Below are 16154 nucleotides of genomic sequence, written 5' to 3' on the forward strand. Positions count from 1 at the left end.
TTCGTAGGCACTATTGTAACTAAAATATTGTCTTAACGCGTACTAATTTTAATTATGCTGATATTTATTCAAAGTTAAATTTACGCGTTAGATTGTTATTAAGTTAATGTGTTGCTCATTATGGCTATGCTAATATGCGGGTAATTAACCAGTTTTTTGTAAGATATTAAAAGTAAGGATATTTACTTGTTTATTAAGTTTTTACGTTGCATGTGTGTTGTGAGCGCTTTAATTGCGACAAATAGCTATGCGGCAGAAAGAGTCATAGAAGATTACGAAATTGAAGGGTTAAGTGGCGATTTAGAAAATAACGTAGCTCTTTACCTCAAGCAGTTAATTGGCGAGAAGCCAACCCGTACACTTCGCCGTTATGCTCAAAAACAAGTACAAAATAGCATCAAAGCTCTTGGCTATTATAGCCCGACCGTCGAGGTTATTTATGATAAAGACGACAGCGAACTAATTGTTAAAGTTGAACGGGGGCCTGCAACTCGCATAGAAGCAATTAATATTACGCTAAACGGTGATGGTCAAAGCGATACCCAATTACAGGCATTGATTAAAAGCAATCACTTAAAGCAAGGTGATGTTTTAAATCATGGTAAATATGACTCTGCTCATAAAAAAATAGAATCTATGCTACTAGAGCTAGGTTATTTTGATGCTAAGTGGCCAGCGCGCAAATTAGAAGTGTCGCTTAAAAAAAATAGTGCTGTTATTACTTTTATAATTGATACCGGAGTTAGGTATCAGTTTGGCGATATACAAATTGCCAGTAGTACACCCGCTGAAAAATACATACGCTCTATAGCGCCTTTCTCGCAGGGCCAACCTTATAAATCAACACATATTGCTGACTATAACCTAGATTTATCAAGCACCCCTTATTTTGCGAGTGTGCGTGTTTATGCTGACATTGCAGCGCGCAAAAACAGCCAAGTACCGATTAAAGTTGAGGTATTACCCAAGCCAGCTAACAGCTATGAAATTGGCGGTGGTTTTAGTACTGATTTAGGGCCCAAGGTGCGTTTTAAATGGAGTAAACCGTGGATCACAGAAGACGGCCATTACCTCGAAACTAATTTAAATGTGGCACAAAAGCAGCAAGATATTTCCATGGCTTATACAATTCCGGTTGATGATCCTAATGATGATTTATGGCGATTCTCTGTCGGTTATAAATTAGAAGATGAGCTCACAAACGACACTTACAGTGAAATATTAACAGGGCAAGTTCAGCGCCAATGGTTGACCGAAAATAAATGGGTGCGTACTGCATTTTTACGCCGCGACCAAGAAACCTACCGTATTGGTGATGAAGACGAAGAAAGTACCGAAATGTTAATGCCGGGCATTAGCTACGCGCGCAAAAAATCAAAAGGCGGCACGACTCCTTATTGGGGAGAGCAGTGGCTTATATCTGCTGAGTTTGGCTTAGATGATGTGCTTTCGAGTACTAATCTGATTAGGGTGCAAATGCAACATGCATGGCTACGCACTTATTTTGACCGCCACTTGGTGTTTTTAAAAGCGAATGTGGGAGCAATGCTTGTTGATGATATTAACAACGTGCCATTTTCACTTCGGTTTTACGCAGGTGGCGATCAAAGCGTTCGTGGTTTTGCGTACCAATCAATTTCGCCTGAGAACGATGACGGCGAGCTAATAGGTGGTAAGTATTTACTATCGGGCACGATGGAATATAACTACCAGTTTGCTAAAAATTGGCGAGCAGCTTTATTTGTTGATGGTGGTACTGCGACTAATGATTTTTCTGATGATTTTGAAGTAGGTGCTGGTTTTGGTTTTCGCTATTTAACACCCGTTGGCCCAGTGCGTATAGACCACGCTTGGGGATTAACAAAAGAAAGTAAAAGCACACGTTTAAGTATTACCATAGGGCCAGAAATTTAATGTCAGTATTAAAAAAGATAACAGCCGCCGTAAGTGCTATTTTTGTCACGTTAGTTGTTGCACTATTTTGTTTGTTATTTACCGCACCCGGTAATCAATTTATTGCTTATAGTGCAAACAAAGCGGTAGATGGACTACATATTGAAATTAAAGATGGCCGTTTTATTTATAATGATGCCTTTAATGTACGCTTTGCTAGCAACGGATTGGACTTTAATGCACAACAATTGAAAATTGATTTGTTTTGGTGGCAGTGCGATGGAATTTGTATAGATAACTTAAGTGCTAAATCTATAAATTTAACATTACCAAAAACTGCAGAGTCACAAGAAGAAGCCGCGGCAGAGCCGCTTGAAAAAATCAGCTTACCTTTTAATATTGCTGTAAAAAACATTGCGATCAATAAATTTACTCTAGAGCATCCAAGTGCAAACGTAAGCGTTAATAACTTTAAACTCTCAGCAAAAGCAGAGGGTTCAAAGCTGACGGTTAAAAGCCTGAATATTCCCACCATACTTGTTGCCTTAAAAGAGCAAGAACAAGATGCGAAAACACAAACGGCGCAAAATACTCAAGCGCCTTTAACGCACCTACCCGCATTGCCTAATATAGAATTTACTTCACCACTTGATTTAGTTGTTGAAGACTTTGAAATAGCTAAAATTACGATTGAGCAAAACGAAGCCCTACATGTTATTGAAAACATCTCGCTGCAATTAAGTGTGGAAGATGCGGTTATTAATTTAGAGTCATTCTCAGCAAAGTATGAACAGTGGCAGCTTAATACGCATCTTAACGCTGAGCTTGCAGGGAATTTGCCCGTGAAAGGGGATGTTGTTTTACAAAGTGACGAGCACCAAGCCAATTTGCAGTTGAATGGCGACTTATCAAATCTAAACTTAAATTTAGAAACACAGGGGCAATATCCGCTTAGTTTAACGGCAACGGCAAATTTAAAGCAAAAAAACTATCCATTTGAGTTAAATGGAAAAATTAAGCAGTGGCTTATTGATGCACAAAGTAATGAACTTAAAGTACGAAATGTTAGCCTTAACGCACAAGGTAATGCTGACGACTATCAGCTTAGCCTACAGGCGAATAGTCAACTAGGCGCGTACCCAGCTGTTGACTTAAATACCCAATTAAAAGGCAGTCTCACCAAAGCAACTTTACAAGCGCTAAGCATTAAAGCAAACGAAAGCAGTGCAACTATAAAAGCCAATGTTGATTGGCAAAAAGGCATACAGGCTAACTTTAATGGCACGCTTGCTAACTTAAAGGCGCAGTACTTAACTGATGCCGCTACCAGTGATATTTCAGGGCAGTTTAAAGGCTCGTTTAATGCAGCTGACGATAAGTGGCAGCTACAAATGAATAATACAAAGTTAAGCGGATTACTTAACGACGTGCCACTAGAATTTGCCTCAAACTTTAAGCTCGACAATATGTTAAAAGCTAATATTGATAGCTTTTATTTAAGTAGCGGCACCAATAAATTAGCACTAAGCGGTCAAGTTGATGACACTTGGCAGGTTGATGGCAAAGTAACGCTAAAAAGTGATGAAAAAGCTAATATTCCATTTACTGCCGACGGCAACGCAAATTTAAAAGTGAGAGGGGAAAGGTTAACGCCCTCTGTTGATTTAGCACTAATACTCGATCGCTTTATTTTTGATGAAATAAACATTAATAAATTATCAGTAAAAGGGCAGTTAGATACCGCAGCCGATTGGCAAACCGATGTTTCGGTAAGTGTTGGTTCGGCGCTTGTGGCCGAACAGCAAATTAATAGCGTTAAAATTGATATTAGCGGCGACAAAACAGATCATCAACTTACGGCATCTGTAGATGCCGAGCAAGGCAGTGTAGAGCTTGAAGTTAATGGCAAAATTAATAATACCACTTGGAATGGCGAGCTTAGTAATGTAACGCTTAGCGATAAAAAGCTTAGTTTTAGTAATACTAAAAATATTGCCATTATGGTTAATACGCAAAGTGGCGACTTTGATGTGAGTGCACATTGTTGGGCATCTGATCAAAGTGAATTATGCATAGACACCTTAGCGCAGTCAAAAAATCTCGGTCAGTTAAATGCTAAACTAAGCAACTTAGCACTTGGGGAGCTTAAGCACTTTTTACCTAATAGCATTCGTACTCGCGGTAATATAGCTGGCGATGTAGCACTTAATTGGCAAAGCGGCGCGCTTAAAACATTACGCGCAAATATCGATTCTAGCGACTTAGAAGCAGTGCTAACCTCGGAAGAAGATCGTTTTAAATTACCAATCGAAACTCTAAGTATTAGTGCGTTTTCGGATTCTCAAATTGGCAAGCTTGAAGCTAATTTAGAATCAAGTGTATTAGGCAAAATTAATACACAAATTAATATCGACGATATACAAAATACGCAAGCGCTTAATGGCACTATAAATATTGATAAAATACTCCTTTCAGACTTACAACCATTTCTTGAAACCCTTGAGCAGTTAAAAGGTGATATTAGCGGAAAAGTTGCGTTAGCAGGTACGTTAAAAGATCCATTATTAAATGGCGAGCTTAATGTGAGCGATATTAGTTTAGAGGGCGAGCAATTACCTATAGCGCTGCAAAAATCAAATATAAACGTATTGTTTGATAAAACAACAGCCACAATAAAAGGCAACTTAAACGACAACCAGGGCGGTAAAATAAATCTCACCGGTGACGTTGATTGGCAAGGTGCGCAACCTGCTGTAAATGTGGCGGTAGTTGGCGAGCAGTTTTATGTACGCGCGCAGCAAGGGGTTACTTTTAAAGTATCGCCGGATTTAAAAATAGGCTTGGCTAATAATGCACTCAAGCTTGCTGGTGAGGTAGTTGTGCCTTACGGTCGTATAATGATTGAAGAGCTTCCTGAGGGCGCGGTGCAAGTTAGCGATGATGAAATTATTATTGATCAAAAAACTGAGACCACCAAAACAGTCCCGTTTGATTACGACATAGATTTAAAAGTGATTGTTAAAAACGATGTAAAAGTAGAGTCGTTTGGCTTGGAATCAAAAGTTGCGGGTGATTTAGCGATAAAAATGAGTCAAGGTGCACCAATTATAGCCACAGGTGAGCTTAACTTAATTGAAGGTACTTACTTAGCCTTTGGGCAAGACTTAGTGATCAGCACCGGACAAGTCGGTTTTAGCGGTTCAATTGAACAACCATTTTTAAATATTAAAGCAATACGTAACCCCGATACGACTGCAAATGGTGTCATTGCAGGGGTTACGCTCACGGGTAATGTTGAACAACCAACGCTTAAAATATTTTCTGAGCCTGCGATGGATCAAGCTCAAGCACTCGCATATTTACTTAATGGCCAACCTTTAGGCGATGGAGAAAGTTCGTCAAGCGATGCGATGCTTACGCAGTTATTGCTTTCTCAAGGGGTTAGCCGCAGCGAAGGGGTTGTTTCTAAGGTAGGTGAAACCTTTGGGTTATCAGATGTAAGTTTAAGCTCATCAGGTAGTGGCGATAGCACTAAAGTAGAAATATCAGGCTATGTAGCACCCAGTTTACAAGTTAAATATAGCGTGGGTGTATTTGATTCGCTAAGTGAAGTGGCTGTGCGTTATCAGTTACTTTCACAGCTATACATAGAGATAACAAGCGGGCTATACCAAAATGTTGATGTGTTATATAAGTTTGACTGGGAATAACAAAAACTATAATAATTATAAGGATATAAGCGATGGAAAAAATTATATTACCAGCTTTGCTTAGTGTTTTTTTGAGCGGTTGTGCTCAACAACTCGGTGATGATGTTACTAATCAAGAGCTACCTTTATTGAGCGCGAGTGAAGTAATTGCTAGTGCAACAGATAATGACTGGCGAGTAGTGAACGCTCAAAATATTTTAAAGATAACGCTGCCAACGGGCGATGCGTATATTGAGCTTAATGAACAGCTTGCCCCAAAGCACGTTCAAAATATTAAAAAGTTAGCGCGAGAAGGGTTTTATAAAAATACCAGCGTTTATCGGTTTGTTGAAGGTTTTGTAGCGCAAGGCGGGGACAGCTCGGGTAAAAAGTTAATTAAAACGGCAGATAAAACAGTCCCTGCTGAGTTTTATTTAACAACAAACAAACCACTTTTAATTACTGAGCTAAATGGCGACGGATATGCACCAGTTACTGGCTTTTTAAACGGCTTTGCAGTGGCTCAAAACTCAGCACATACGCAAACATGGCAAGTGCATTGTAGTGGTGTGTTTGCAATGGCGCGCGATAACGATATAAATAGTGCGAGTACGGAGTTTTTTGTAACCATAGGGCAAGGCCCGCGCTACCTTGATAAAAACATTACGGTGTTTGGTCGAGTGCTCGAAGGTATAGATCATTTAAATCGTTTAGCGCGTACACCAACTGAAGGAAAAGCATTTAACCCAATTACCAATATACAAGTGCTTGGCGATGTACAAAGCGATAAAAGTATATTTAAAGTGATGAAAACAAACTCATCAGTGTTTAAAAATTTAATCAGTGCTCGTAAAAACCGTGTTGAACCATGGTTTGTTAAAGCACATAACTACGTTGATGTGTGTGGTATGCCCATACCCACTAAGCGCGAAGTTAATTAAAAAATGTAAAAAGGAGCCTAGGCTCCTTTTTCAATATTTATATTCCAGTGCAAAAAATCTATTGACGATTAATTTTAACTGCAAATGGCGTGTCGTTATAATGCGTAGAGCGATACGGGTTTATATCAAGCCCACCGCGACGAGTATAACGCGCGTAAACCTCTAACTCTTTAATATTAAGTTGTGTTGTTAAATCGCTATAAATACGCTCAACACACTGCTCATGAAATTCGTTATGTGTTCTGAACGAAATTAAATAACGCAGTAATGATTCGCGACATATTTGCTCGCCTGTGTATCGTATGATCACACTTGCCCAGTCAGGCTGGGAGGTAATTAAACAGTTCGACTTAAGTAAATGGCTATAGAGCGTTTCTGTAACTACGTTATCACTTTTTGCTTTAAGTGAATTAGCATCAATATCGTAATTATTAATTTCAATATCTAAGTCATCAATACATTCACCTGGCAGCGCCGTACACGGTAAGCAATTGTAATCATCAGGATTATATAAAGTCACTTTGATAGGGCTGTTAACCGCGTTTGATAAGTCATCAATTAAGTGCTGCTTTACTACATCAATGCTTTCAAATCGGGTTTGGTTAAAGCTATTTAAATAAAGTTTAAACGACTTTGACTCAATAATATGGCTGCTTTGGCATTCAAAGGTAAATAAGGCTACGGCAACTTGCGGTTTACCTTTATTGTTTAGCCATGAAAGCTCGTAACCTGTCCAAATATCTTGGCCTTTAAATGGAAGCTCTGCTTCGTCAATATTTAAAGCATCACGATTTAGTTTGCGCGCAATAGGGAAAAGCAAGCTTGGCGTGTACACATCTACATACTCAGTAGATTGGCCTAATACGCTACCTTTAAGGTCTGGAGAATTGCTGTAATCTGTCATGTTTGCTCTTAAATAGTTACAATAGGACATTATATCTAATTTAAATGAGTTTCACAGTATGTCTGTTGCATTGCTTATAGAACAACTTCATCAAACATTTAGCGGAAATATCCTGAAAAACACTACAAAGTACCCACTTATTGCGCACGACGAACAATGGCCAAGCCCATGTGAAGTTGGTGAGGTTGACGAGCAAGGAAACATTCAATGGCAGGGCGCGCGTCAGCAACCTGCAGGTTCGCTTAATGATTTAGCCAGTGCACTTGAGCTTGAGTTTCCAAAAGAGCTTAGCGAGCTATATGGGCATATGTACGGTGGAAGCATTTCAGCAAGTATTGATGGGCATCAGGTTGAATTACTACAAGCATGGAACGAAGAAGACTTTAATTTGTTACAGCAAAATATAACGGGTCACGTTTTAATGAAACGCAAGCTCAAGCAGCCAGAAACGGTATTTATTGGTTTAACAGATCAAGATGATTTACTAGTGAGTGTATTGGTGCACACTGGTGAAGTATGTTTAGAGCACGTAGGCAAAAAAACACACCATGTACTTGCACCTAACATTAATGCTTTTTTAAAGGCATTAGAGGTTTAAAACGTGTTTAATAAATCAGCTTAGCGTCATCACTAAGCTGATTTTTAGAGCCATTACTAGGGCGTGTTGACCTTTCGTGGTTGATTTTGCAGCTGTATGTTTGGTTTTTAGGCAAAGCAGAGCCTATGTAGTGTGGTTACTCCCCATAAATAGGCGATAACGAAGCATAAATGCCAAACATGCGCTGCCCTTTGGGTTCTTTCTAGGGACGATTAACTCTTTGTTGCTCGGTTTTTACTTAGCCCACTAGGTTACAAACCTCGCGCCGCGATTAAATCGTCCCTAGATTGAACAAATTTCAATCCACAAAGGTCAACACGCCCTAATGGTTACTGAAAATCCCACGATATATTAGACACTAAGCCACATGGCTCACACCTAAAGTCGAATAACCCAAACCACGATTCAGGTAATTTCCAATCGCCATTACAACTAGGGCATTTTCGTTCAAGTTCAGACGCTTTATCTACGCCGCCTACACGGTATAAATAATAATAGGTTGGCTTTTTAGTTAAAAAACTAATTCGCTTTGTTATGTCTTTTCCGCGTCTGTATAAGTCGCTTTGGATACTCGATATTTCTTCAAGTGCCGGAAACTCACAACGGGTTGCGCCATTAATTTGAATTTGATCGCAGGCTTGCCAATCTTCTTGCCATTTTATAAGTGTTTTATAGTCACCATTAGCAATTGCCGGAATACGAAATAGCGGCACAGGCAAAAAGTCATCACCACAATAGAGCGGGCTACACGTATGCACATAGGTTGTGTATAAAATATAACTTGATGGTTCTTTGCAGCAATCAGCGCCGTTGGAGTGAATATCTTGTCCAATCACTTTTACTTTTGGCGCAAGTAGCCCTGCACTATGTAACTTTTCGATACTGTGCTTAACAAACGGGCTGTTATTTAGCGGGTGCATTGCATCTTCAGTAGGGCACATCACTCGGGTAATAAAAAAGCCGTCTTTTAAAACGGTTGGGAACTCTTCACCCATTATTTGACCATTAAAACGCAGTGCATTTACTAAGCGATTTATTGCTTGTTCGGCTTGTTCTAGGGTGGTGTCTTGGTAGCAATCAAAAGTTAAATCAACAACGAACATTTATAGTCTCAAATTATTTTTGTTCTAGCAGTGCAAGAAGTTTATCGAGTTTTTGCTCAATTCTATCTAATTGACTTGTTTTAAGCTCAGTATTATCTGACTGCTGTGGGTTTCTCATGAAGTTATTAATTGAATCAGGATTGTTTTTATATTGGCTTACTGCTGCAATAATCATCGGCATAGGAACCGGTTGCGCCAAACGGCTTTTAGTTAGTGCTACAGTAGGGGTTTTGCCTTCATCAAGAAGGGCTTTAATTGCATCAAATACAACTGAATTCATTAGATATATAACTCTTTAATAAAATAAATACGCAGCATATAAATGCTGCGCAGATGCTATGTTAGCAATAAATAAGGGAGGGTACATTAAATAAAATTACTTACTTTGACGAATGCGTACATCTAACTCGTCAATTACTTCACTCCAATCACCGTCTTGTGCAAGCGATTCAGCTAAAAAGTGCTGTTGTGCCTCATCCCAAAAAGAGGCTTCTTGGAGTAGTGTTGTGTCTTCTAATTCATGTGAGGCAATAAATGCATCTATTTGTTCATCAGAATTAGGTAATCCAAGCTGTGCAAATAGTGTATTGATGTCGTGTTTAGTCGTATCCATGATATTGCTCCTTTAAACGAATGAAAACTTATTCTAAGGATTAACTCTACTCCTAGCTAGTTAAACTCTCGCTGAATTTACGGTTAATAATTTTAGGTATATAGTTAGGTATAAAGTTAAACAGTCTACAGCTAAAATAATAAAGGAAATACAATGAGTGTAACCACGCCAGCTGATACGTTCAGCGTACAGTATTTAGCCGCAGAAGATATTAGCACTGCAGCAAGCCTAATTTATCAGGCTTATCATGACGATCCTGTATTACAAAACATGCTTAGCTACAATGACGAAAATAAATCAGTATACGAAAAAAAATTACGCTCATTAATTCGCGAAGAGCTCAGTAGTTTTTGGCAAGAAAAGCAGCCATTAATTGGTTTATACCGCAACGATAAATTAAAAGCAGTAGCGTGTGTATTTGAATCTAATAGCCAATTACAAGCGCAGCGTTATTGGCACTGGCGTTTAAAATTAATGCTGAGTGCGGGCTACTTACAAACAAATCAATTAATAGATAAAGAACAAACAATTAGAGATGCCCTTAAAGAGAAAGGCAATTACTACTTTTTAGCTTTTATTGCCGTAGATCCGCATTTTCATGGGCAAGGGTTTGGTCGTTACCTACTACGAGGGCTTGATGATTTAGTTAAATGTAACGCTGAGTCAACGGGGATGGCTGTATTTGTAACGCGTAAAGAACACACTGAATTTTTTAAAACCGAAAAGTTTGAAGCATTTAAACACCTTACTTTTAACCAAGTAGAGGGCGAGTTACTATTTAAATCAATAATTGAGCCAACTATTTAAAATTATGATGTAAGCCAATGCGCCCAAACGGACATAAGGCCGTGAGATATATCTCACATTATCGTGAGCATTGTCAGTTAAAGGCTATTAATAAGTAGCCTTTTTTCATTCAAGTTATTGTTATTTAAAGTTTATTTTTATTTTTCATTTTTGTGACGTTTATTTGTTTAGTGTTAAGTCCTATTTCTCCCCCCTGATTGCTTTAAACTTCTCTTTGTCAAGACGACATAGCTCAATGATTGAGTTACTGCCAAGGATACGGAATAGGCAACATAGCGGACGCTAGCAGGAAGCATAAAGGACAAGCTAAAACGGATACAAGGAAGAATAAGGAAGTGCATGAAGCACTTAGTAGCTAGGAGTTACTTTAGGATAATCACGGATGACGCTACAGGAAGTAGCAGGAGCGTTAGTTTACGCAGGACGGCCAAGATGGCAAGTGGACATTGCAGGATGCAAAAGTGGCAGGAGCTACTTTAAAGGATTACCAGGGATGATGCTACGGGATGTAGCTAAACGATAGATTTCGTGGGTTTGCCAAGATGGCTATGGATATTGCAGGATGCAAAAAGTGGCAGGAGCTACTTAAAAGGATTACCAGGGATGATGCTACAGTATGTAGCCAAACGATAGATTTCGTGGGTTTGCCAAGGTGGCTATGGATATTGCAGGATGCAATGTGAGGGTAAACAAGGTTGTTTACTCGTTCAGGGGATGATAATACGGATTTAAGATAATGGATATCTAGCAGGATGCAGTCCAATTGGGGCGTAACTTTAGTTACGCCTTAGTTTTTTGTGTTGAATTAAGTTTATCAACTTAAGACAAATACTCTTAAAGTATATTCAGTTTTATATTTTATGCGGTGGAACAACCACACTTTTCAAAAACTCATTTTCCATAATTAACACACCTTGATAAGCATTTTCACCATCGCTTGAAAATTCAAATATAAATTCACTTTTGATGCCTGGCTTGCCGTTCTTTAAAAAACCAAAGCGGCGTTTTGTGCATGCAACACTCATCAACTGCACCTGCAATTGCTCACTTTGACGTTTAGCATGAACGTTCGCCGCTTCAGCAACCTTTCGGTTAAGCCAAAATAAGTAAATTACACTACCAATAAGTATGAACGTCCATAAACTTGCCATTTAAGAGAATAACCTTCCAATTGCACGCGCGAGGGTTTCGCTACGATTTTCTTTACGTAATAAGCCTAATAAATGCGGGCGAATAGTCGGTATTGCAACTAAGTCAGCAAAAATACTTGGAAACAATTCTTCAATTTTTTGATGATGTGCGCAATTATCCATAAATACATGTAAGCGTTCAGGGTTCTCTAATTGCTTAAAACACCGCCCAGCTATTGTTAGTAACACGTCAGAGTCGTGCCTTACCGGCGAGCTTAGTACAGTATCAACTAATTGAGCGCATAACCCTTGAGCTTGACCTTTCGATGCAGATCTTAGTGCTGCTGTTATAGCTACTGTATCGTTATTACTAATTGCGGCCTGCGTGTAATCAACAAGTAACTCACTCATTGATGTTGGTATTTCAACGTGTTCAAGCATGGCACTGAGTGGTTGCAGTACTTCAATAGGTAAATGCGCCCATGCTTTTTGCAGATTACTTAAGTTTGTATCGCTGTCTAAGCGTAGTGCAAAATCGGCAATACCCTGCAGTGCAACACTTTGCCAATTATCAAAACCAATTTTACCGCTAAAGTATAACTGTGCATGCTCGTAATACTGTGACGCAGGCTGTTTTAATAGTACTTTTACTTGGGCGTTAAATGCCGCTAATTTATTTGCGTTTGGTGTAAAAACATAAGGGTTATTATCAAGTTTTCCATCGGCTTGCTCACCTGTAATTTCAGTGCCTAGCGCTTGAATAACCATATCAGCAAAGTGATCGCGACTAGCACTGACAAGCATACTTTGCTCATCAAGTGGAAACTTTAAAAACCATACATACGGTTCTTTACTGGCTTTAGTATCCCAAAATTGGATAGCGAGCCAAGCATGACCAGCAAGAGGATAAGGGTAAGGCACTTGAGCTTGTTCAATAGCTAAAAATTGTTTTTTATCAAGCTTAGTAATGTGCCTGCCAATATCAAAAGCACGCCACTGAGTACCCGCACCATCTAAAAGCTGACCTAATGTAGCTATTTGATCACTCATTGTTTTCTCAACTGTTTTTACTGCAAAATTACATTAATTATACGTCATAGCCGCCTATGAGGGAACAGGGTATAATTGCATTACATATATAAAAGAGGGTGGTTATGTACCAGCAAACCCAAACTTATTTAGTGCAGCTAACGGCACTTTTACAAAAACACGCGCTTTGGCAAAGTGAGCCAATAGACGCTGATGCACTACTTTCAAATACTCCTTTTTGTCACGATACAATGGCGTTTGAGCAGTGGTTACAATTTGTATTTATTAATAAAATACAGCAATTAATAACACATAAACAACCACTGCCTCGTAACTTTGCTATTGCTCCTATGGCGCAAATGACACTTGTGAGTAAAGCAGGGAGCGATGAAATAATTGAATTACTAACAGCCCTTGATACCTTTTTAGGAGAACCAAATGAGTGAGCGTCCGGCGCCTATAGAATATGGCGAGCTGACTATTTTGTATCAAGATGAAAACTATGTGGCTATAAATAAGCCTTCAGGTTTATTAGTGCATCGCTCGTTTTTAGATAAACACGAAACCCAGTTTGCCATGCAAATGCTGCGCGACCAACTAGGGCAGCATGTATTTCCAGTACATAGGCTCGATAGACCTACGTCGGGCGTATTGCTGTTTGCACTGAGCTCTGAAGCAGCTCGCGATATGAACCAGCTATTTATTGAAGGTACTATTGCTAAACGCTATTTAGCCTTAGTGCGCGGCTTTGCGCCAGAGTCAGTATTTTTAGATAAACCGCTTAAAGAAGAACTTGATAAAATAGCCGATAAGTTTGCAGATCAAGACAAAGCACCGCAAGAAGCGCAAACCCAGTTTAATTGCTTGCACCAAGTTGCACTGCCAATTCCTATTGGTAAGTACCCAACAGTGCGTTACTCGTTAGTTGAGTGTTTTCCAAAAACAGGGCGCAAGCATCAAATTCGCAGACACTTAAAGCACTTATCACTGCCTATTATTGGTGATGTAAATCACGGTGATAATCAGCATAATCAATTTTTTAGAGATCATTTTGAGCTAAGACGCTTAATGTTATTTGCAACAGAGCTTAGTTTTGTGCACCCTTATAGTAATGAATCAATAACAATTAAAGCGCCACTAGGTGAAGACATGCTTGAAATATGTAAGCAGCTAGGTTGGCCAGAGCAAGAAAAGGATTATTAATGGCACATATTAGTATTTTTGTAGGCAGCGTTAATGGCGGTGCAGAGCGTTTAAGCGATGAAGTTGCAACCACAATTGAGCAAGCGGGTCATACTGCTACAGTAATTACTGAAGCATCACTTGATGATATAAAAAATGCATCGCATATTTTAATTGTTACCTCCACAACAGGGCAAGGTGATGTACCGAGTAATTTGGCAGGGTTGTACTTTGCAATGAATAGCACTTTCCCAATGCTTACCGATAAACCGTTTGGTGTAATTGCAATGGGTGACAGATGTTACGGCGATACATTTTGTGGCGCAGGGCGAAGCTTTGACGAGCTACTTCGCGATTTACAAGCAAAGCCTGTGGGCAACCGCCTAGAAATAGATGCATGTGAAGATTTTGAACCATGGCCGGTAGCCGAGCCTTGGTTAAAAGTATGGCTAGAAAAACTACCTGCTTAATCCTTAACGTTAAAGTATTAAAAAAGGAGCGCATGCGCTCCTTTTTACTTTTTTACTTTTAATATAGTTTTATAAATTAACTACTTCTGACATCTACTTTAAGTTTTAGCTTTTGGCCAGGTTGTAAGTATTTTTGACCGGCTAAATTATTCCACTTAATAATTTCGTTAACGCTTAGATTAAACTTAGACGCAATACGTGCAAGTGAGTCACCACGGCGTACTTTGTATGTAATAGTACGGTTGGTACTTGCCGTTGCTTGTGGTTTATTAGCTGACTTATACACAGTTAATTTTTGATTTAGGCGCAGTACAGAGTTTTTCTTTAGCTTATTCCATTTAGCCAGCTCATCCATAGTTACGTCATATTCGCGGCTAATATCCCATAACGTGTCGCCACTTTTAACTGTGTGCGAAAGCTTTGTGCGAGTTGCTTTATTAGCAGCTAAACGCATCTGCTTTGGTAAATGCTCGCTATTTATAGCGCCATCAGTAAGCGGGACTAATAACTCTTGGCCTACTTTAATCGTATTTGATTTGAGTTTATTAAGCGATCGGATTGCACTTGAGCTTGTTGTAAACTTTTTGGCAATTACCGATAAGCTGTCGCCTCGAGCCACAATATAACGCTGCCAGCGTAATCTGTTTTTAACATCAGTGTTTGCTAGTTTTTGGCTAAATTCCTCTGCTTTATCAACAGGCAATAATAAAGAATGAGGGCCATTAGGATCAGTTGCCCAGCGGTTAAAACCAGGGTTTAATCTGTATAACTCAGTAAGCGTCATATCAGCCATATCAGCAGCAAGCGCTAAATCTATTTGCGATCCAACATCAACCACTTCAACCACTTGTGCATTAATTACTGGTTGCCATGTAACGTTAAAATCATCTGAGCGTTTTAATAAATCGGCAAGTGCTAATAACTTTGGTACGTAGGCTGTTGTTTCGCTAGGTAAATCAAGAGACCAAAAATCGGTAGGTAAATGCTTTTTACGATTCTTTTTAATAGCGCGCATCAAGCGCCCTTCACCCGAGTTGTAAGCAGCAATCGCATTTAGCCAATCGCCTTCAAGTGTTTTATGTAAATACGATAAGTAGTCAAGTGCTGCGCGAGTCGATTGCACTATGTCGCGACGACCGTCGTACCACCAGTTTTGCTTTAAATCGAATCGCTCACCGGTTGCAGGCATAAACTGCCAAATGCCAGATGCGCTGCGATTAGAATAACCAAACGGGTCAAATGCACTTTCTACAATAGGCAGTAGTGCAATTTCGATTGGCATTTCGCGCTTTTCTACTTCTTCAACGATAAAGTGTAAGTAAGGTTCTGCACGTTTAGAAATACGATCTAAATAGGCTTGGTGGCGAGCGTAATAATTACGTTCAGTAACAACAGGGCGGTTTTGCGGTATTTCGATAGAAAGTTGGTAGCGAATTCGCTCCCATACATCATCAAACACGGGAGCTTCTTGCTCATCAGGGTCAACTTGCTGATATTGTGCGTTTACCATCAATGCATTGTTAATGTCGTTAGGACTTGCGCCTTCGAGTTGTTGGTTTGCTTGCGTGGCGACTTGAGAGTCTGAGTCTAGAGTTGTCACAGTTTGACAACCACTTAGCGCTAACGCCAAGGCTACTAATAGGGGAGATTTATTCATAAATACCAATACATCGGGTAAAAAACTCGGCGAATACTACCTGTTATGAGTTAACATTGCCACTTAATGACTTTTTAAAACGCAGAAATAGAATCATCACTATATCTTAAGTTAATGATTCTAATAAAATAAATATTA

Annotated in this window: 15 protein-coding genes; 8 read left to right on the forward strand and 7 right to left on the reverse strand. The window is 39.3% G+C overall.

The genetic code is table 11. The features are described from left to right. Positions 1–186: 186 nt before the first annotated feature. The 3 genes from I6F47_RS16155 to I6F47_RS16165 are packed head-to-tail and all read left to right on the forward strand — an operon-like array spanning position 187 to position 6523. Positions 187–1914: an autotransporter assembly complex protein TamA gene (locus I6F47_RS16155; RefSeq protein ID WP_024593667.1), complete on the forward strand. Its 1728-nt coding sequence runs from the start codon at positions 187–189 to the stop codon at positions 1912–1914. Then, entirely contained in the window at positions 1914–5603 is a 3690-nt protein-coding gene (gene tamB / locus I6F47_RS16160) for an autotransporter assembly complex protein TamB (RefSeq protein ID WP_197184191.1), read from the forward strand. Before I6F47_RS16155 ends, tamB begins: the two co-directional genes overlap by 1 nt. 32 nt (positions 5604–5635) lie before the next feature. Next, positions 5636–6523 (forward strand): peptidylprolyl isomerase, encoded by an 888-nt coding sequence (locus I6F47_RS16165; protein ID WP_197184192.1) that lies wholly within the window; start codon positions 5636–5638, stop codon positions 6521–6523. Positions 6524–6581: 58 nt separating this feature from the next. Here the strand turns inward: I6F47_RS16165 and queF are convergent, their stop codons facing one another. Next, positions 6582–7427, reverse strand: a complete 846-nt coding sequence (gene queF / locus I6F47_RS16170) for an NADPH-dependent 7-cyano-7-deazaguanine reductase QueF (RefSeq protein WP_197184193.1) — start codon at positions 7425–7427, stop codon at positions 6582–6584. Between the two features lie 58 nt (positions 7428–7485). Here queF and syd point away from each other — a divergent pair, with 58 nt between their 5' ends. Then, positions 7486–8025 carry a SecY-interacting protein gene (gene syd / locus I6F47_RS16175; RefSeq protein WP_197184194.1) on the forward strand — a complete coding sequence of 180 codons (540 nt, stop codon included), beginning with the start codon at positions 7486–7488 and terminating at the stop codon, positions 8023–8025. Positions 8026–8354: 329 nt separating this feature from the next. On the opposite strand, the gene I6F47_RS16180 is transcribed toward syd, so the two are convergent. The 3 genes from I6F47_RS16180 to I6F47_RS16190 form a co-directional block, all read right to left on the reverse strand. Further along, on the reverse strand, positions 8355–9128 hold the full coding sequence (locus tag I6F47_RS16180) for a Zn-ribbon-containing protein (protein WP_002958242.1): 774 nt from the start codon (positions 9126–9128) through the stop codon (positions 8355–8357). A 13-nt stretch (positions 9129–9141) separates the two neighbouring features. Continuing rightward, entirely contained in the window at positions 9142–9408 is a 267-nt protein-coding gene (locus I6F47_RS16185; protein WP_007378199.1) for a hypothetical protein, read from the reverse strand. A gap of 96 nt (positions 9409–9504) precedes the next feature. After that, complete coding sequence (locus I6F47_RS16190; RefSeq protein ID WP_002958240.1) at positions 9505–9741, reverse strand: DUF2789 domain-containing protein; 237 nt, start codon at positions 9739–9741, stop codon at positions 9505–9507. Positions 9742–9894: 153 nt separating this feature from the next. Here I6F47_RS16190 and I6F47_RS16195 point away from each other — a divergent pair, with 153 nt between their 5' ends. Further along, positions 9895–10548: a GNAT family N-acetyltransferase gene (locus I6F47_RS16195; RefSeq protein ID WP_008169301.1), complete on the forward strand. Its 654-nt coding sequence runs from the start codon at positions 9895–9897 to the stop codon at positions 10546–10548. 851 nt (positions 10549–11399) lie between these two features. Here the strand turns inward: I6F47_RS16195 and I6F47_RS16200 are convergent. Continuing rightward, the gene (locus tag I6F47_RS16200; RefSeq protein WP_002963032.1) at positions 11400–11699 is read right to left on the reverse strand and encodes a DUF3301 domain-containing protein; all 300 of its coding nucleotides are present in this window, start codon (positions 11697–11699) and stop codon (positions 11400–11402) included. Further along, positions 11700–12728 (reverse strand): DUF3549 family protein, encoded by a 1029-nt coding sequence (locus tag I6F47_RS16205; RefSeq protein ID WP_197184195.1) that lies wholly within the window; start codon positions 12726–12728, stop codon positions 11700–11702. A gap of 104 nt (positions 12729–12832) precedes the next feature. Here I6F47_RS16205 and I6F47_RS16210 point away from each other — a divergent pair, with 104 nt between their 5' ends. Genes I6F47_RS16210 through I6F47_RS16220 form a run of 3 tightly spaced genes read left to right on the forward strand, consistent with a single transcriptional unit; the run spans position 12833 to position 14359 of the window. Beyond that, positions 12833–13153: a YqcC family protein gene (locus I6F47_RS16210; RefSeq protein WP_010553682.1), complete on the forward strand. Its 321-nt coding sequence runs from the start codon at positions 12833–12835 to the stop codon at positions 13151–13153. Continuing rightward, complete coding sequence (truC, locus tag I6F47_RS16215; RefSeq protein ID WP_121954065.1) at positions 13146–13910, forward strand: tRNA pseudouridine(65) synthase TruC; 765 nt, start codon at positions 13146–13148, stop codon at positions 13908–13910. Before I6F47_RS16210 ends, truC begins: the two co-directional genes overlap by 8 nt. Then, positions 13910–14359: a flavodoxin gene (locus I6F47_RS16220; RefSeq protein WP_121954066.1), complete on the forward strand. Its 450-nt coding sequence runs from the start codon at positions 13910–13912 to the stop codon at positions 14357–14359. The genes truC and I6F47_RS16220 overlap by 1 nt, the downstream gene beginning before the upstream one ends. A gap of 76 nt (positions 14360–14435) precedes the next feature. Here I6F47_RS16220 and I6F47_RS16225 read toward each other — a convergent pair whose 3' ends face one another. After that, positions 14436–16016: a LysM peptidoglycan-binding domain-containing protein gene (locus I6F47_RS16225; protein ID WP_007586008.1), complete on the reverse strand. Its 1581-nt coding sequence runs from the start codon at positions 16014–16016 to the stop codon at positions 14436–14438. Between the last annotated feature and the right edge of the window lie 138 nt (positions 16017–16154).

It is taken from the genome of Pseudoalteromonas sp. NZS37, assembly GCF_015864265.1.
GTDB lineage: Bacteria > Pseudomonadota > Gammaproteobacteria > Enterobacterales > Alteromonadaceae > Pseudoalteromonas > Pseudoalteromonas arctica.